12 protein-coding genes are annotated in these 17,811 nt (G+C 71.3%); 6 read left to right on the top strand and 6 right to left on the bottom strand.

Going from position 1 to position 17,811, the window contains the following annotated elements; all coding sequences use genetic code 11:
• Positions 1-14: 14 nt before the first annotated feature.
• The gene (locus TNCT6_RS24450; RefSeq protein ID WP_141362172.1) at positions 15-746 is read right to left on the bottom strand and encodes a ZIP family metal transporter; all 732 of its coding nucleotides are present in this window, start codon (positions 744-746) and stop codon (positions 15-17) included.
• Positions 747-841: 95 nt separating this feature from the next.
• Here TNCT6_RS24450 and cobM point away from each other — a divergent pair, with 95 nt between their 5' ends.
• From cobM to cobC, 6 genes are read left to right on the top strand one after another with little or no spacing between them, the layout of a single operon-like run.
• The gene (cobM, locus tag TNCT6_RS24445; RefSeq protein ID WP_141362170.1) at positions 842-1,660 is read left to right on the top strand and encodes a precorrin-4 C(11)-methyltransferase; all 819 of its coding nucleotides are present in this window, start codon (positions 842-844) and stop codon (positions 1,658-1,660) included.
• The gene (gene cbiE / locus TNCT6_RS24440; protein ID WP_141362168.1) at positions 1,657-2,901 is read left to right on the top strand and encodes a precorrin-6y C5,15-methyltransferase (decarboxylating) subunit CbiE; all 1,245 of its coding nucleotides are present in this window, start codon (positions 1,657-1,659) and stop codon (positions 2,899-2,901) included. The genes cobM and cbiE overlap by 4 nt, the downstream gene beginning before the upstream one ends.
• Positions 2,898-4,598, top strand: a complete 1,701-nt coding sequence (gene cobJ, locus TNCT6_RS24435; RefSeq protein WP_141362166.1) for a precorrin-3B C(17)-methyltransferase — start codon at positions 2,898-2,900, stop codon at positions 4,596-4,598. The genes cbiE and cobJ overlap by 4 nt, the downstream gene beginning before the upstream one ends.
• The gene (locus TNCT6_RS24430) at positions 4,595-5,182 is read left to right on the top strand and encodes a precorrin-8X methylmutase (RefSeq protein WP_141362164.1); all 588 of its coding nucleotides are present in this window, start codon (positions 4,595-4,597) and stop codon (positions 5,180-5,182) included. Before cobJ ends, TNCT6_RS24430 begins: the two co-directional genes overlap by 4 nt.
• The gene (locus TNCT6_RS24425; protein ID WP_141362162.1) at positions 5,179-6,096 is read left to right on the top strand and encodes a sirohydrochlorin chelatase; all 918 of its coding nucleotides are present in this window, start codon (positions 5,179-5,181) and stop codon (positions 6,094-6,096) included. The genes TNCT6_RS24430 and TNCT6_RS24425 overlap by 4 nt, the downstream gene beginning before the upstream one ends.
• The gene (gene cobC / locus TNCT6_RS24420) at positions 6,086-7,159 is read left to right on the top strand and encodes an Rv2231c family pyridoxal phosphate-dependent protein CobC (RefSeq protein ID WP_141362161.1); all 1,074 of its coding nucleotides are present in this window, start codon (positions 6,086-6,088) and stop codon (positions 7,157-7,159) included. The genes TNCT6_RS24425 and cobC overlap by 11 nt, the downstream gene beginning before the upstream one ends.
• Before the next feature lie 63 nt (positions 7,160-7,222).
• Here the strand turns inward: cobC and TNCT6_RS24415 are convergent, their stop codons facing one another.
• The 5 genes from TNCT6_RS24415 to TNCT6_RS24395 form a co-directional block, all read right to left on the bottom strand.
• Positions 7,223-8,224 carry an SCO1860 family LAETG-anchored protein gene (locus TNCT6_RS24415; protein WP_172633006.1) on the bottom strand — a complete coding sequence of 334 codons (1,002 nt, stop codon included), beginning with the start codon at positions 8,222-8,224 and terminating at the stop codon, positions 7,223-7,225.
• Positions 8,225-8,391: 167 nt separating this feature from the next.
• Positions 8,392-9,072, bottom strand: a complete 681-nt coding sequence (locus TNCT6_RS24410) for a Scr1 family TA system antitoxin-like transcriptional regulator (protein ID WP_172633005.1) — start codon at positions 9,070-9,072, stop codon at positions 8,392-8,394.
• 513 nt (positions 9,073-9,585) lie between these two features.
• Positions 9,586-9,933, bottom strand: a complete 348-nt coding sequence (locus TNCT6_RS24405; RefSeq protein ID WP_141362157.1) for a hypothetical protein — start codon at positions 9,931-9,933, stop codon at positions 9,586-9,588.
• 76 nt (positions 9,934-10,009) lie between these two features.
• Complete coding sequence (locus TNCT6_RS24400; protein WP_141362155.1) at positions 10,010-10,270, bottom strand: hypothetical protein; 261 nt, start codon at positions 10,268-10,270, stop codon at positions 10,010-10,012.
• A gap of 117 nt (positions 10,271-10,387) precedes the next feature.
• Positions 10,388-17,722: a DNRLRE domain-containing protein gene (locus TNCT6_RS24395; protein WP_141362153.1), complete on the bottom strand. Its 7,335-nt coding sequence runs from the start codon at positions 17,720-17,722 to the stop codon at positions 10,388-10,390.
• Positions 17,723-17,811: the final 89 nt, after the last annotated feature.

The raw sequence follows: 17,811 nt of genomic DNA, 5'->3' as shown, positions 1-17,811 counted from the left end.
CGCGGGGGGACCGGTCATGCCGCCAGGCCGACCACCACCCAGATGAAGGCCACGCCCGCGACCGTGCACAGCAGGGTCGAGCGGGCCGGGTGCTCGTGGTGGGCCTCGGGGAGGATCTCGGCCGCGGCGAGGTAGAGCAGGGCCCCGCCGAAGAGGCCGAGATAGCCGCCGAGGAACCACTCCGGGATGCTGACGAGCGTGGTCGCGGCGGCGCCCGCCATGGGGGCCAGGGCGTCCGCGACGAGCATGGCGACGGCCTTGCGGCGCGCGTTGCCGTACAGGCTGGTGATGGTGAACGTGTTGAAGCCGTCGGCGAAGTCGTGGGCGATGACGGCGACCGCGACCGCGGCGCCCATGCCGTCGTTCACCTGGAAGGCGGCCCCTATGGCCACGCCGTCCATGGCGCTGTGACCGACCATGGCGGCCGCCGCCGTCAGGCCCACCTCGGGGGCGCGGTGGTTGTGCCGCTCGTCGCCGCCGTGCGCGGCCTGGCGCGCGGCCAGCAGGCGTTCCACCAAGTGGGCCGCCAGGAACCCGGCCACGAACAGCAGCAGGGCCGCCGGTACGCCGAACACCTCCTGGCCGGCCGCGTGCAGCGCCTCCGGCAGCAGGTCCAGGCCGACCACGCCCAGCATCAGGCCGCCCGCCAGTCCCAGGACCAGGTGGCGGCGGTCGGTCACCCGCTGTGCCGTCCAGCCGCCGGCCAGCGTCATCAGGAACGCGCCGAGCGCGACGAAGACCGCCATGTGCCCTTGCTATCCGATCAGGCCCCGATCGCGCACATCCGGCCACTGCTACATCACTACACACCAGGACATTCCGTACGAGAGGACCCGAACCCATGGCCGATGCCCCGACCGGCAAGGTGACCTTCGTCGGTGCCGGCCCCGGCGCCGCCGACCTGCTGACGTTCCGCGCGGCCCGCGCGATCGCCGAGGCCGACGTGGTGATCTGGGCGGCCAGCCTGGTGCAGGCCGAGGTGCTCCAGCACGCGCGGCAGGACGCGGAGATCCTGGACTCGGCGGCCATGTCCCTGGAGGACGTCGTCGCCGTGTACGAGCGGGCGCACGCGGAGGGGCTGAAAGTGGCCCGTATCCACTCCGGCGATCCGGCGCTGTGGGGCGGCACGCAGGAGCAGCTCGACCGGTGCGCGGACATCGGGATCGGGACGGAGGTCGTGCCCGGTGTCTCGTCCTTCTCGGCCGTGGCCGCGCTGGCCCGGCGCGAGCTGACGATTCCGGAGGTCGCGCAGTCGGTCGTGCTGACCCGGCTCGGTGGCGGGAAGACGCCGATGCCGCCCGGCGAGGAGGTGCGCGAGTTCGCCCGGCACGGCACCACCATGGCGGTGTTCCTGTCGGCGGCCCGCAGCGGCCAGCTGGTGCGGGAGCTGCTGGAGGGCGGCTACCCGACGTCCACGCCGGTCGTGGTGGCGTACCAGGCGACCTGGCCGGAGGAGCTGATCGTCAGGTGCACGGTCGGCACGCTGGAGGAGACGGTCAAGGAGCACAAGCTCTGGAAGCACACGCTGTTCCTGGTCGGACCGGCCCTCGACGCGCACGGCACCCGCTCGCACCTGTACCACCCCGGTCACTTCCACGGCCATCGCAAGGCCGACCCCGAGGCCCGCAGGGCCCTGCGCGCGCGGGGTGCGGGCACGTGATCACGGTCGTCGGCACGGGCACCGGGGCGTCGCACGGCACTCGGGTGCCGCCCGGCGCCGGGCTCGTCGTGGGCGCGCGGCGGCATCTGGACGCCGTACGGCTGCCGGAGGGCGCCGAGAGGGTCGTCCTGGGTCCGCTGGCGCCCGCGCTCGACACCATCGCGGAGTACGTCGGCAGGGAGCGGCCCGTCCTCGTGCTGGCCTCCGGGGACCCCGGTTTCTTCGGGATCGTACGGGCGCTCGCCGAGCGGTTCGGGCCCGAGCTGCTGGACGTCCGTCCCGGGGTCTCCTCGGTCGCCGCCGCCTTCGCGCGGATCGGGCTGCCCTGGGACGACGCGGTGGTGGTCAGCGCGCACGGACGGGATCTGTGTACGGCCGTGAACGTGTGCCGGGCGCGGGCGAAGGTCGCCGTGCTGACCGGGCCGGGGGCCGGGCCCGCCGAGCTGGGCGCCGCGCTGGCCGGCACCTGCGGCGACGACCGGGTGCTGGTCGTCGCCTCCGCGCTGGGCGACCCGGCGGGCGAGCGCGTGGAGCGGCTCACCCCGGCCGAGGCCGCCGCCCGCGACTGGGGCACGGCGGTGAACGTGGTGCTGTGCCTGGCCGGGACGAGGACACCGGGGCCGTTGCGCACGGTCGCGGGGCCACCGGTCGGCCCGTCCCGATGGGCCCTGGAGGAGGGCGAGTTCGCCCACCGCGACTCGATGATCACCAAGTTCGAGGTGCGCGCCCTGGCGCTGGCCCGGCTCGGGCCACGCCTCGGCGACCTGGTCTGGGACGTGGGCGCGGGCTCCGGGTCGGTCGCCGTCGAGTGCGCCCGGCTGGGCGCCGCCGTCACCGCCGTCGAGAAGACGGCCGACGGCGTGGAGCGGATCCGCGCCAACGCGGCGGCGCACGGCGTGGACGTGTCGGTGGTGCACGGAGTCGCGCCGGAGGCGCTGGCCCGACTCGCCGACCCGGACGCGGTGTTCGTCGGTGGCGGCGGGCGCGCGCTGCCCGCCGTCGTGACCGCGTGCGCGCGGCGGGCCCGGCGGACCGTCGTGGTCGCCGTGGCGGCGCTCGACCGGGTGCCGGCCGTGCGCGAGGCGCTGGTCGCCGCCGGGTTCGCCTGCGACGGCGTGCTGCTCCAGTCCTCGCGGCTGGCGCCGCTGCCGGGCGACGTGACCCGGCTCGCGGCCACCAACCCTGTTTTCCTGCTGTGGGGCACGCGGCCCCCGGTGCTTCATGAAGGAGTCGCTGAGTGATCGGCCTCATTTCCGCCACGGCGGCGGGCGCGGCTGCGCGGGACCGGCTGGCCGCGGCCTGGCCGGACCGCACCCGGGTGTACGAAGGGCCCGTCGGGGACGCCGTGCGGGCCGCCTTCGCCGAGTGCGGGCAACTGGTGTGCTTCCTGGCGACGGGGGCGATCGTCCGGCTGATCGCGCCGCTGCTGGGCGACAAGGCCTCCGATCCGGGTGTGGTGTGCGTCGACGAGGGCGGCCGGTTCGCGGTGTCCCTGGTGGGCGGGCACGCGGGCGGGGCGAACGAACTGGCCCGCGCGGTGGGCGAGGTGCTGGGCGCGGAGCCGGTCGTGACGACCGCGACGGACGCCGTGGGACTGCCCGGCCTGGACACGCTCGGGCTTCCGGTGGAGGGCGACGTCGCCGGGGTCTCGCGGGCGCTGCTCGACGGGGAGCCGGTCGTGCTGGACGCGGAGGTGCGCTGGCCGCTGCCGCCGCTGCCGGTCGCCGCCGAGGGCGCGTACACGATCCGGGTCACCGACCGTGCCGCCGTCCCCGCCGAGCGGGAGGTGGTCCTGCGGCCGCCGACCCTGGTGGTGGGCGTCGGCGCGTCCCGGGGCGCACCCGCCGACGAGGTGGCGGGCCTGGTCGAGAACGCGCTCGCGGAGGCCGGGCTGTCCGCGGCGTCGCTCGCCGAACTGGCCACGGTCGACGCCAAGGCGGAGGAGCCCGGCGTCGTCGAGGCGGCCCGGCGGCTCGGGGTGCCCCTGGTGACGTACTCCGCCGATGAGTTGGCGGCGGTCGACGTGCCCAACCCGTCGCGGGCGCCGCTCGCCGCCGTCGGCACCCCGTCGGTCGCGGAGGCCGCCGCGCTCGTGCGCGGGGGTGAACTCCTCGTGCCCAAGCGGAAGTCGGAGCGCACCGACGGGACGCCCGCGATGGCCACCTGCGCGGTCGTACGGCGGCCGGGCCGCGGGCGGCTCGCGGTCGTCGGGCTGGGGCCGGGCGCGCGGGACCTGCTCACGCCGCGCGCGCAGGCGGAGTTGCGGCGTGCTTCCGTGCTCGTGGGGCTCGACCAGTACGTCGACCAGATCCGCGACCTGCTGCGGCCGGGGACGCGGATCCTCCAGTCGGGGCTGGGCGCGGAGGAGGAACGGGCGCGCACGGCGGTCGCCGAGGCCCGGCGCGGGCACGCCGTCGCGCTGATCGGCAGCGGGGACGCCGGGGTGTACGCCATGGCCTCCCCCGCGCTCGCCGAGGCGTCCGACGACATCGACGTGACCGGCGTCCCGGGGGTCACGGCGGCGCTCGCGGCCGGGGCGGTCCTCGGCGCGCCGCTCGGGCACGACCATGTGTCGATCAGCCTCTCCGACCTGCACACGCCGTGGGAGGTCATCGAGCGGCGGGTGCGGGCGGCGGCCGAGGCGGATCTCGTCGTGACGTTCTACAACCCCCGCTCCCGGGGCCGGGACTGGCAGTTGCCGAAGGCGCTGGCGATCCTCGCCGGGCACCGGGAGCCGACGACGCCGGTCGGTGTCGTGCGCAACGCCTCACGGCCCGGCGAGTCCAGCCGGGTCACCACGCTGGCCGGTCTCGCCCCGGAGACGGTCGACATGATGACGGTCGTGACCGTGGGCAACACCGCGACCCGCGAGATCGCGGGGCGCATGGTCACGCCGCGCGGATACCGCTGGCAGGCACCCCGGGAGGAGTCCGAGTGAACCGCGTCGTCCACCCGATCGAGCAGGAGTCGTTCCGGCGGCTGCGCACCCGACTGGACACCTCGCGCCTCGCGCCGCTGACGCGGGCGGTGGTGGAGCGGGTCGTCCACTCCTCCGCCGACCTGGAGTACGCCTCCGACCTCGTCATGGACGAGGGCGAGCTGGTGACGGCGCACGCCGCGCTGCACGCGGGGGCTCCGGTGGTCGCGGACGTGGAGATGGTGGCCGCCGGGATCACCCGGCGTGACAGCGTCTGCCGGCTGAGGGACGCCAGGTCCGGTCCCGGGATGACCCGCTCGGCGCACGCGATCCGGCTGGCGTACGAGGACGTCGGCCCGGGCGCCCTGTGGGTGATCGGCTGCGCCCCGACCGCCCTGGAGGAGTTGCTGAAGCTGGACGCCTCCCCCGCGCTCGTCATCGGTCTGCCCGTCGGTTTCGTCGGGGCGGCCGAGTCCAAGGCCGCGTTGCGCGAGAGCGGGCTGCCCGCCGTGAGCAACGTGTCCGAGAAGGGCGGTTCGGCGGTCGCCGCGGCCGCGCTCAACGCCCTGCTGTACCACCCCACTTCGCTTGAGGAGACTCTGTGACCACCCCGCCGCCGCCCGCCCTGCTCATCGCCGGTCACGGCACCCGGGACGACGCCGGAGCCGAGGCGTTCCGTGATTTCGTGAGGGAGTTGGGGCGCCGTCGGCCCGAACTGCCTGTCGCGGGCGGCTTCATCGAGCTGTCCCCGCCGCCGCTGGGCGAAGCCGTCGCCGAGCTGGTGGAGCGGGGCGTGCGGCGCTTCGCCGCCGTACCGCTGATGCTGGTGTCCGCCGGGCACGCCAAGGGCGACATCCCGGCGGCGCTGGCCCGTGAGAAGGAACGGCATCCGGGGATCTCGTACACCTACGGCCGGCCGCTGGGCCCGCACCCCGCGCTGCTGCGGGTGCTGGAGCGGCGGCTCGAGGAGGCGCTGGAGGGTGCGGCCGGGGACCGGTCGGACGTGACGGTGCTGCTGGTGGGGCGCGGCTCGACCGACCCGGACGCCAACGCCGAGGTGCACAAGGCGGCGCGGCTGCTGTGGGAGGGGCGCGGGTACGCGGGCGTGGAGACGGCGTTCGTGTCGCTGGCGGCGCCGGACGTGCCGAGCGGGCTCGACCGGTGCGCGAAGCTGGGCGCGCGGCGGATCGTGGTGCTGCCGTACTTCCTGTTCACGGGCATCCTGCCGGAACGGGTACGGCGGCAGACGGCGGACTGGGCGGCGACGCACCCGGAGACCGACGTGCGCTCGGCGGACGTGATCGGGCCGGAGCCGGAGCTGCTGGACCTCGTGCTGGAGCGGTACGAGGAGGCGGTGAAGGGCGATCTGCGGATGAACTGCGACTCGTGCGTGTACCGGATCGCGCTGCCGGGCTTCGAGGACAAGGTGGGGCTGCCGCAGCAGCCGCACTTCCACCCGGACGACGACGGGCACGGGCACCACCACCATGGAGGGCACGCTCACTCCCATGCGCACTGAGGACACGGCCGGGCACGATCTGCGGCACCACGGGGACGCCGAGGTGCGCGACGGCGGGGCGGCACTGGTCGATCTGGCCGTGAACGTGCGGGTGGACACGCCGCCGGCGTGGCTGCAGGAGCGGATCGCCGCCTCCTTGACCGGCCTCGCCGCCTACCCGGACGGGCGGGCCGCGCGGGCGGCGGTGGCGGCGCGGCACGGGCTGCCGGTGGAGCGGGTGCTGCTGACGGCGGGCGCCGCGGAGGCGTTCGTGCTGCTGGCGCGGGCGTTGAAGGTGCGGCGACCGGTCGTCGTGCACCCGCAGTTCACCGAGCCGGAGGCGGCGCTGCGGGACGCGGGGCACACGGTGGACCGGGTGCTGCTGCGGGCGGAGGACGGCTTCCGGCTCGATCCGGCGGCCGTCCCCGAGGACGCGGACCTGGTGGTGGTCGGCAACCCGACGAACCCGACGTCGGTGCTGCACCCGGCCTCGGTGATCGCCGGACTGGCCCGTCCGGGAAGGGTGTTGGTCGTCGACGAGGCCTTCATGGACGCGGTGCCGGGCGAGCGGGAGGCGCTGGCGGGGCGGACGGACGTGCCCGGCCTGGTGGTGCTGCGCAGCCTGACCAAGACGTGGGGCCTTGCGGGGCTGCGGATCGGCTACGTGCTGTCGTCGTCCGAGGTGATCGCCGAGTTGGAGCGGGCCCAGCCGCTGTGGCCCGTGTCCACTCCGGCGCTCGCGGCGGCGGTCGCGTGCGTGGAGCCGCGGGCACTGGCGGAGGCGGAGGACGCGGCTCACCGCATCGCCGCGCACCGGGCCCACCTGGTGGCGGGCCTGGCCTCCTTCGCGGGGCACGGGGTGCGGGTGGTGCGACCGGCCGAGGGCCCCTTCGTGCTGGTGCGCGTGGCGGGGGCGGCGGAGGTGCGGCGGCGGTTGCGCGCCCTGGGATACGCGGTGCGGCGCGGGGACACGTTCCCCGGGCTGGGCACGGACTGGCTGCGGCTGGCGGTACGGGACCGGGGGACGGTGGACGGCTTCGTGCGCGCCCTGGGCTCGGCGCTGTCGCCGCCCACCGTCCCCTGACTCACCGAGCCGGCAAGTCCTGCCGGTCCGGGACTTCCCGGCCGGGCCACACGGTCCGGGCCGTCAGCCCCGGCGCCGCCGTGCCACGGCCAGCGCGCCTCCACCCGCCGCCAGCAGGACGGCGGAGCCCGCCGCCAGGTAGGGGGTGAGGGAGCTGCCGCCCGTCTCCGCCAGGTCGACGGTCTTCTTCTCGGACGCGGCCTGCGGCTTCACATCGGCGCTCTGGGGCTTCACGTCGCCGCCCTGCGGCTTCTCGTCGGTGCCCTGCGGCTTCTCGTCGGTGCCTTGGGACTTGTCGTCGCCGCCCTGGTCGGCGGGCGGGGCCGCCTCCTTCTCCGGCGCCGTCGGGGACTCGCACGTCGCCTTGACGAGGGTGACCGTGCCCTCCACCTCGGCCACGTTCAGCTTGAGCGGGTTGACGGAGACCTTGAGTTCCAGGGCCGTCGCCGCGGCCGTGCGGGAGGTCGTCTCACGCTTCGACAGGTCCAGGCGGACCTCGCCGACGCCGGGGACACGGACGTCGGTCGTGCCGCCGGCGGTGAGCGTCACCCTCTTGCCGAGCACCCTCACGGAGCCCAGGACGTTGCTGCTCGCGACCGGGGACTCGCCGGCCTCGCAGGTCGCCTTGGACGTGACCTGGTCGACCTCGATCAGGGACAGCAGGGGCAGGCCGGGGACGTGGATGCGGGCGTGGGCCAGCTGGACCATGCCCTCCGCCTTGTCGGCGGAGACGGTCGCGTCGGTCTTCGCGACGTCCGCGCGGATCACGCTGAAGGGCTTCCCGCCGTCGACGCCGTCGAGACGGGCGGTCAGCGCCGTCTGCTGCGCGCTCCGCGGTGCCTCGACCTCGTTGAGGGAGACGGCGAGCGGGACGTTCACCGTCTTGTTGAGCAGGGACACGTCCAGCCCGGTCCGCAGGACGGAGGCGCTCGCGTGCCCCTCCTGCCCACCGGTCGCGTGCGCGGAGCCCGCGCCGGCCAGCGTCACCGGACCGGCGGCCAGGACGGTGGCCGCGGCGGCGGTGGCGCAACGGCGGGCGGACATGCGGAAGTTGTTGCCGTTCAAGGTGTGGGACCCCCAGAAAGGAATGCTTGGGACCCGGTAAGAATTACGTACTGAGGGTGAACGGTCAGCAATCCTGCGTTACTTCACTCCTTCGTGGGATTTCCGCCCATCCTTTCGATTCTTCCGGCACGGGTGTTCCCTACGGCCACTTCCGTAACAGGCGGCGGTCAGCAGACAGAGCAGCCCCCGGAGTCGGACAGGAAGGCGGCCCAGGCCTCCCGGCCGACATGGACCCGAGCCCCCGTCATGTTCTTGGAGTCCCGCACGACGACCTCGCTGACCGACTCGGCAACCGTCAGTGCGGCCTCGCCGATGATGAAGGACAACTGCACGATCGGCGCCTTGGTCAGCACCTTCTGACGGTTCAGGCGCGCTTCGGTGTGCAGTTCGACGGTCTCGTCACCGAGGGGAGGGTAGTGCGACAGGAAGAGGGCCCGTGTGTATCCCTCGGCCTGCAGCAGCCCCGGCACCAGCAGCGGGTCGTAATCGAACCGGCTCACCGCCTCGGCTTCGATCGACGCGAAGTCCTGGAAGAACTTGGGCAGCTTGGCCCGGTCCACGTCCTCCCGGAGCTCCGCGAGCACCCCGTCCGCTCCGAGGACCCGCTCGGTCGCCTCCGTGAAGGCGGCCTTCGCCGGCCTGCGGCCCTGCTCGATGGAGGCCACCTGCTCGATGGAGTAGCCGACGGCGTCGGCCAGTTCCTGCCGGGTGAGCCCTTTCCTGGTGCGGAAGAGCTTGGCCGGCTTGCCGTACCCGACCCAGATGGCCGGTTTCTCCTCGCCTTCGGCTCGCCGCCTGCGCCGCGAGTTCGCCTGGCCCTCCGTACCGACCATGTTGTCCGCGCTCACGGCGTCTCTGAGTTCTATTCGCAGGAGTTGGATCTCTCGGACCTCGTGAGGCTGCGTGAGGCAGAGCTCCCCTGGAAGGTCGCAGCATGCAGCCTTCCCCGGCTCGGGGCCCTGGAAGAGCTGACCGTGACGCGCTGGAGGGGGACAACACGCTCTGCCCTGGGCGCCAAGCCCGCACTGCGGCGCCTGCGTCTTGAGGCACGTGGTCGGAGTCGGATTCCCGAACGCATACCTGGCCCCACTGGGTCAACTTCTCGATCACTGTGGCTTCGGACGGGGAGAGGGCGCGTGCGTCGATGCGGGAGATGTCCGCGAGCATGAGTTCGCACCAATAGGAATCGAAGAAGTAGCAGCCGTAGGGTCATCGAGCCGGGCTAGAGTCGGGAGACGGTCTGCGCCCTCCCGTTCCACGACTCGGATGATTTCACCGTCCTCCGCGAAGGAGCCGATCGCCTGTCCGGCATCCACCGCACCGTGGCCCCGCCTTGGGCGGGGCCACGGTGATGCTCGCGATCAGCGCCAGAAATACACTTCCGCCCTAATCGGCGAAAACCCCCAGACCGCCCCGATCCCATCCCGCATGACCCAGTGATTAATCGGAAGTGGAGGCATGCTGCTGAGCGTTGCGTCACTTTCCAGCAAGTGGCCGAAGTGGGAGATTTTCGGCCTGCCTTGACGCGCCCGGTTTCGGTCACTGAGAGCAAAGAATTGCCAATCGCCGTCCTCGTCGAGACAGACGCTCGCGACCGACTCTCCTTTCATGACGCTCTTGGCGACGTATACCACATCATCCACTTCCGGGCCAAAGAAGGGCGCGCACTCCGCACCTCCGGACACGTCGACCGCTTCGAATCGCTTCACGCCGGTTTACCTCACCCACCGGGAAATAGCTTGCGCAATGCCAGCCGGCCACTTATTTCCCGACCCTGGGCACCGCCTACACATAGGGGTTAAATATGTCGATAAGCCCCTCAATGAGGTCCCCCCGGTGATTTATCTTCCATTCATCCTCGAACCCGGAGGTCAAGAGCTCATCCGTGAGGATCTCACAGATCTCTTGCCTCTGCGCTTCGGAGGGAAATTCAGACAAATCAATTTCCGGAGCCCTTTTCTGCTTGTCCAGGATGGCCAGGAGTATCGCATAGGATTCTCCGTTCCCGGGAAACCAACTGGGCTTGAGAAGTTTCTGAGGTTCCATCAGGGTCCGAGTCCTTTCAGATTCGGCACCAGACAGTGACTGGTTGCCGTCCGCCGCCCAAGCTTACGGACAGCAACCAGTCACCATTGGATCACCGTCTGGTGATCCTGTTCTCTTCTAGTGCATCCACTTGGGTCTGGACGATCGCTTCCAAATCCCCTTGCCGCGTGATCGACCGAACGTGGTGATCACCTTACCTTGAGGACTGAGAACCACAGTCGCCTTCTTTCCTGAGTAGACGAACTGCACTCCCCTCCGGTCGATCTTCCTCTTGATCTTCTTCGGGTTCTTCACGGCATCGTGCATCGCACGAATGTTGACACCTCGGCCATCATTACGCCCGATGGCCTGGTGGAGCCCATGACGCGTGTATCCAGTGATCTTCTTGGGGGCCGAGGTCCGTACAACGCACCCGGAAGCATTGTGCGAGAGCGCCGAGGCCTCGCCGACCTGGATGGAGAAGGTGTGGACATTGCCCACGTTGAGGTTGAAGACGAGCTGGTCCGCCACGTAGCCCCTGTCGGCCACGTGATTCACCGTCCGCGCTCCACCCTCTTCGTCACGGAGACGATCACCAACCCGTACCTCGGCGGCCGCCGTCCAGCCCTTGCCGACAACCCAGACGGGGTGTTCCGCCGTCGCTTCCAGCGGCGGGGTCGATGGGTCGAGGTCCGTATCGATTTCGACGATGTGCTTGGTGCCGTAGCCGCTGATGACGTCCAGGACCGGTTCGGCGTAGGTCTCGCCGGTCTCGGGGTCGGTGGCGGCCACGTAGTCGCCGATCTCGATGGCGCCGATGGGCATATAGCTGCCGTCGGCCATCAGGACCGGCGTGTCCGGGGCGAAGGAGTTGCACCGGGAGCGGCGGAAGACCGACCGGGCCCTGGAGAAAGTCCGGTTGACTCGGCTGGCCTTGCGGATCGTGCGGGCCGCCTTGACGGCCTTGACCGCGAGGCGGCCGGCCGAGCCGAAGGCGATGCCCACGCTCATTTCGGCGGCTTTGCGCCAATTGCCGGTGGCGGCGTAGGAGATGGCCCCCACGGCGGAGGCGACGTTGCCGATCGGACCGGGTATATAGGAGGCGACCTCCGCCACCCGGGCGACCCTTCGGAACGCCTTCTTGAAGGAGAAGCCCCAGTGCCCGTCCAGATCCACGCAGTTGACGGGGTCGCCGCTGCAGTAGTCGTAGGCGTTGGCGTTGCCGCCGGGGTCGGGGTCGGTCTGCAGGAACCGGCCCAGCGCCGGACTGTAGAGGCGGGCGCCCATGAGGATGACGCCGTCCAGGGCCTCACCCGAGCGCTGCTTGGCGCCGAGCCAGCCGTACCGCTGCGGTGCCTGGCCGTCGGTGGGCACCCCGAACTCGTCGTAGAGCAGCACCTTCGGTGCCGTCATCGCGGTGTCCAGGGTGACGGACACGTCGCCGTGCAGGTTGGCGAACTGCAGCTCCACGTCACCGGTCGCGGACGTGGTGGATACGAGGTCACCGTCCGGGCCGGAGACGTTGCGGGTCAGGGTTCCCTGGGTGGTGTCCTCGATGATCCAGCGGGGCTCGTCGGAGTCGTCACCGTAGTGGTTGAGCTTGCTGGTGGCGTTGGCCCAGGTGCCGTCCGTCTGCTTCTTCTCGGTCGTGAAGGCCTCGAAGCGCAGGGCGGGATCGAGGGTCCAGGACTGACGGGTGTCGCCCGCGGTCTGGGACGCGACCAGGTCGTTGGCCCAGTAGGCGTTGACCGAGCCGGTGCCGGTGGCCGTGGTGCGGCCGAAGGCGTCGTAGGTGTAGCCCGTGGTCAGCAGCCGGTCGGCGCTGTCGTACGAGCTGGCCGTGGTCGTGCCTCCGGTGGTCACGCACGAGCCGTCCTCGGCAGCCGGTATGACCGTCTTGGAGGTGCGGTTCATGCGGCCCGCGACGCTGCGCCCGGTTTCGTCGAAGCGATAGTTGCGGGTGACGCAGCCCTCGGCGGTGGTGCTCTGGACGGCCTTCGTCAGACGGCCGAGTCGGTCGTAGGAGTACTCCTTGCTGTCGGTGGAGGAGGTGTCGGAGGCCACCGCGCCCTGCGTGGTCAGCTCGATGTGCTGGCCGTAGACGACCTCGCCGTCCGAGGCGCGGGTGTAGGTACGGCCGGTCGCCTCGCCCGCCGCGTTGAAGGTGTCCTTGCGGACGTAACCGCCGGGGTACGTCTGCTCCACCAGCTGGCCGCCGGGGCCGTACTTCGCGGTGAATCTGCCGGCCACGCTATCGGTGACCGAGGTGACGAAGCCGCGCGGCTCCGCGGTGCGGTCGTAGGTGTAGCTGGTCCAGCCGGTGTTGTCGGTGACCTTGACCGGCTTGCCGTACTTGTCGAACTCGGTGGTCGTGATGCCGCCGTCGGCGTCCGTGTAGGACAGCAGCCGGTCGAGGGCGTCGAAGACACGGGTGATGGTCTTGCCGCCGGCCGTCGTCTTCACGGCGTGCCCGGTGACCGGGTCGTACTCGGTGGTCACCTTCGGCAGAGCCTTGCCGACGTCGGAGGTGATCTCCGTGGAGACGATCCGGTCGGCCGCGTCGTAGACGGTCACCGTCTTGCGGGTCTTGCCCGCGTTGGTCTCGGTGACCTCCTCCACGTCCCCGAAGCGGGAGTAGCGGGTGATGCGCTTGACCGGCAGGGTGTCCGGCATACGGGCGGTGTCCGCGCCGGTGACCTTGCCGCCGGACAGCGTGACGCACGGATTGCCCGCCCACTCGGGACGGTTGCCGCAGGCCGCATCGTCCGGGTTGGCCTTCGCGGTGTAGAAGACGGTCTTCACCGTGCCCGCGTCCGCGCCGTTGGAGCCCGGCCTGCGGGACTCGACCGCACGACCTGCCGCGTCGTACTTGATCGTCGAGGTCAGGTTCGCCCCGCCGGAGACGGCGTCGGTGGTCACCGACGTCTCCGCGCGCAGGGTCCAGCCCGAGGTGCCGCCGATCGGAGTGTCATAGCCGGTCTTGGTGACCCGGACCTCGACATCCACCGTGTAACCCTCGATGCGGGCGCCTTCGCGGGTGGTGGTCTCCAGGTGGTACGCCGCCCCGTCGGGCTTGCCCTCGTCGTAGGCATGGACCGTGTGGGAGCGGACGACCACCGACTCACCGGCCTTCAGGGCCGGCATCGGCGGATCGGACTGGGCCGGGACGCCCTCGTCGAGCCGGGCCCGGTAGACGGGACCGAGCTCTTCGAGCAGGTCGAGGCCGTCGCGACTGTAGACGCTGCGGCTGTCCAGCAGACCGGCGCGGGCCGCCGGGTCGTCGGGCAGGTCCAGCTCGGCTGCCTTCTCGTCGGCGTCGTCGTCCTTGCCGAGTGCCAGCAGGCGGCCGGAGGCGTCCAGGGTACGGACGGTGTTGCCGAACCGGTCGTACTCGGTGGTGTCGATGTCGCCGACGCCGGTCGGGGACCAGGTGGCGCTGTTCACCTCCTGCGCCGAGGCGTTGAGGTAGTGGACAGTGGCCTGCCGGTAGCCGTCCTTTCCGGGCACGGTGGCCGTGGCGGTGTGGGTGCCGGGGTCGGACTCGTCGTCAAAGACGGCGGTGGCGTCCGTGGGCGCGTCCGCCTGGCCCCAGGTGGCCACATCGGCACCGGACATGTCGTACGGGCCGCCCTTGGCGCGGGTCAGGGGCACCTCGTAGACCACCTTGGAGGCGGTCTCGCCCTCGACGACGTCCTTGCTGCCCGGCTTGAGCGCGGGGCGGCGGACCTTCAGCAGCCTGCCCGGGTCCTGATCGGCTCCGGCCTTGCCGTAGTCGAAGTACCACGGCAGCTCACCGGTGGTGTCGATGGAGGTGAGGCGGCCGGCGCTGTCGTAGGCGTACTTCGTCCTGAACGTGGTGGTGTCGCCGCTCGACGCCTTGCGCGGGTCCCACACCTCCACCAGACGACCAGTCAGGTCGTAGCGGTAGGTCGCCACGTCGACGGCGTTGACCTCGCCGGCGTCCGGGTCCCACGACCAGATCCGCACCGCCTTGACCCGGTCGACCACGTCGCCGGGAGTGCTGACGGTGGCGGTGGTGGAGGTGGCGTAGACGTACTCCAGCACCTCGCAGCCACGCGCCGGCGCGCTGCCGGTGCACTGCGCGGTGTCGTCGACGCCCGGCTCTGCCTCGCCGATCACCCGCTTGACCAGGGAGCGGCCGTCGGTCGTGTCGTACGTGTACCGACTGGTGGATGCCTCGTCCGTGCCGGAAACGGACTCGACCACGTACACGTCCGAGCCGGTCTGCTTCTTGAACGTGGTGATCGTGCCGTCGTCGTCGGTCAGCAGATAGCTGCTGCCTGACGCCCTCAGGATCAGTCCTTCGGCACCGGGCTCGGGGCTGAAGGAGCCGTCGGAGCTCTTGGCGAACGTGACGGTGGTGTCGTCGTAGGCGGTGATGACCGCCACGTCCTTGCCCGGGAAGGTCAGCGAGAAGTAGTCGTTGTCCGTGACACCCCCGGATGCGCCGCCGGCCCACTCGGGCCCGAAGGGCGCGACCAACTCGCGCAGCGACAGGTGGTCGTAGTGCACCGCCTTGCCGGAGTCCGCGGCGAAGCCGTTGTACAGCCGCAGGTAGGCGGAGGTGGCGTCGGCCGGGACGGTGAAGTCCAGCGTCAGTTCCGCCCAGGCGTCGGTGTACGGCACCTTCCGCGAGGTCTTCGTCACGGTGCCCGACGGCGTGGCGAAGGCGGCATACAGCCGCAGGCCGTTGGTGTGCTGCGGAGACAGGCCGGTCGCCGACGGGACGTAGGCCCAGACGGAGAAGCGGTAGGTCTTGCCCGGCTTCATGCCGAGTCGCAGCGCTCCGCTGTCGCCGCCGACCGACGCGTAGGTGTCGGCGCTCGTGCTGGATGTCGGGAGGACCTTCAGCGAGTCGGTGGAGCCGTCCTGGCCGAGGTTGGTGACACGGCTGAGGGTCGCCGTGGTGGCGGTGAAGCCGCTGGTGTCGGTGGATATGTCCTGCTGGTTGGCGGTCAGCCGCTCACCCTGCGGCATCCAGCCGCGGTCGGTGCCGCGGGAGGAGGCGGTGCGGGTGGAGGACAGGCCGAACTCGTCGGCGTCGGTCACGCCGACGGAGTAGTCACCGGTGAGCAGGTTCACCGAGCCGGGGCCGACCTCCTCGGAGGCGGCGCCGTCGGCGTTCGGGTCGACGGTGAAGCCCCGCCACTCGCTGATGTACGCGGCATCCGCGTCGTTGTCCGTATAGAGCTGCGCCCGTACCTGGACCACGCCGCCGATCTGGCCGAGGGTTTCCAGCACGGACCAGTTGGCGTGCGGGCCCATGGCGGACAGCGGCGTCTTCTGCGCCGTGAACGGGGTGTTGTCGGCCTTGGTCAGGTTCGCCAGCGGAACGTCGTAGACGGACGCCCCCGGACCGCGCCGCCACTGGAAGGTGACCCGCGTGTACTTGGGCTGCGCGTCGACCTCCAGCTTCACCCGGCGGGCGCTGACGGCGCCCTCGGCGGGCTGCACCATGGCACCCTGGCCGACGAGGAAGTCGTAGGTGACGGCCGTGGATACGTTGCCGGCCTTGTCCTTGGCCTGCACCCGCAGGGCGCGGTGACCGTCCGCGGCCGGGGTGAGCGTGACCGCGGTCGAGCCGGTGGCCGTCACCGTCTGCGCCGCGGCGCCGTCCAGCGAGTACACGTACCCGGCCAGGTCAGTGGTGCCGGCGGCCGGGGTAAAGGTGAACTTGCCAGAGGTTCCGGCGCCGCCGTGCCACTTGCCGTCCTGCGGGTAGTCCGTGGACGAGACGTACGGCGCGCCCGGCTTGGTTGTGTCCACGGTGAACGTCTGGAACGACGACCAGGCGCTGGAGTCCGTGCCGTCGGAGGCCATCGCCCGCCACTTGTACGAGCCTTCGGCCAGCGCGGTGCCGGGTGTCCATGTCGCCGTTGCCCCGGACGCCACCGCCACCGACTTGCCGGACTGCAGGGCCGCGGTGCCGTCCGACTTCCAGAGTTCGAAGCTCAGCGTGACGGTGTTGCCGTCGGCGTCCGTCGACTTGGCCGACAGCGTTGGTCTCGAGCTGTTGGTGGCTGCCCCGGTCAGCGGGGACAGCGCGGTCGGCGTGCCCGGCTTGGTGTTGTACTGCACGGTCAGCGACGGCTCGGAGGTCGGGTCATGGGAGCCGTTGACGTAGTTCGCCGACCGGTAGCGGCGCCAGGTGAGGGGGTCGGTCTCGGTGACCGCTGCCATCCGCAGGCCGTAGTTGGGCTGTCCGTCCGCCCACGACTGCGCGAGGGAGCTGACGTTCCACGTGCTGTACCCGGCGGGACAGGACGAGTTGTAGCCCTTGGCGTCCTTGACGACCACCGCACCGGTCGCCGTCGTGGACGGCTGTGCCGACCACGTGATCGCCGACGGATCCCAGTCGGTGGTGATTCGGCGCACCTCGATGCCCGAGTTCGACGTGCTGCACGTCGACGAGTAGTACGAGTACAACCGCAGCTTGGCATCGAGAACGTGCTTGCCCGTGTACTTCGAGACGTTGAACTTCAGGAAGGACCGGGCCTTCTCGCTGCCGTCGTACGTGCCCGCCTTCAGTTCGGTCGAGCCACGCTGCGAGGTGAGGTAGTCCTTGTACTGCACCCAGGTGTCGGTCGTCGGACCCATCAGCGAGTCGGTCGGGTCGATCGTCACCGGATACGTCACGTCGGGATCCGACAGGAACGCGGCGCTGGGCTTGAGCACCAGCACCTGCCCCTTGCCGTCCTCGGCGTCGACGATGTCCACGTCGACCGGCGCCAGGTGTTCGGGCTCCCCGGAGGCCTTGTCGTGCGAGGAGTCCCACATGACCGGCGCCGGCGCGCCGGCCCTCGCCTCGCCCTTGGCGTCCTCCCAGACCAGCCGCTTGTCGGCGGTCTCCTTGAGGCGCAGCCCTGTGGCATCGACCGGAAGCCGGTACTCCACTGGCTCGTCCGGGCGTTCACGCAGCACAACATTGTGCGTGAAGCCCTCCTTCAGGGCCGTGACGACCAGGTCGCCGCCCTTCACCGCGCCCGGGTACGTCGCGGTCGAGCCGTTCAGCCGGGGCTTGGGGAGCTTGCCCTCCCAGGCGACGCCCAGCGCGTGCTTCCCGCGCCCGACCTGAACCAGCGTCTGGTCCGTCCCGCCGTCCGAGAGCGTCACATCGGCGGCCGCCATCTTCGGCGCCACCACCCCGCCGCCGGCGACCAGCGTGGTGTCCACCGGCCGCCAGGTGCCGTGCTCGTCCCGCACACGGATCGGTCCGGTGTAGGAGTCCACCGTCGTGGTTCCGTCCGGGTTCGCCCACGTCGTGGTGGAGTCGGTCCGCTCTCCCGTGACCTCGATCCGCCGGTCCTGCAGCCGCGCCGTCAACAGCGCCGACGCCGCGTCCTCCGCCTCCGCCGGACCCAGCGGCTTCGGCTGCTCCGCGGTGGTCGAGACCGGCTTGGCGACTGCCGTTCCCGCCTCGACCAGCCCCACCGACAGCGCCAGCACCGCCACCAGGGCTGTGCGTCTCAGGCGTGTGCGAGACGGTAACGGGTGCCGTCCCCACTGCGGAGATGACTCTTCCTTCATTTTCTTGGTGCCCC

Origin of the sequence: Streptomyces sp. 6-11-2, assembly GCF_006540305.1 — a bacterium.
Taxonomy (GTDB): Bacteria; Actinomycetota; Actinomycetes; order Streptomycetales; family Streptomycetaceae; genus Streptomyces.
Note: the sequence above shows the minus strand (reverse complement) of the source record. Positions and strands in the feature narration are given on the sequence as shown.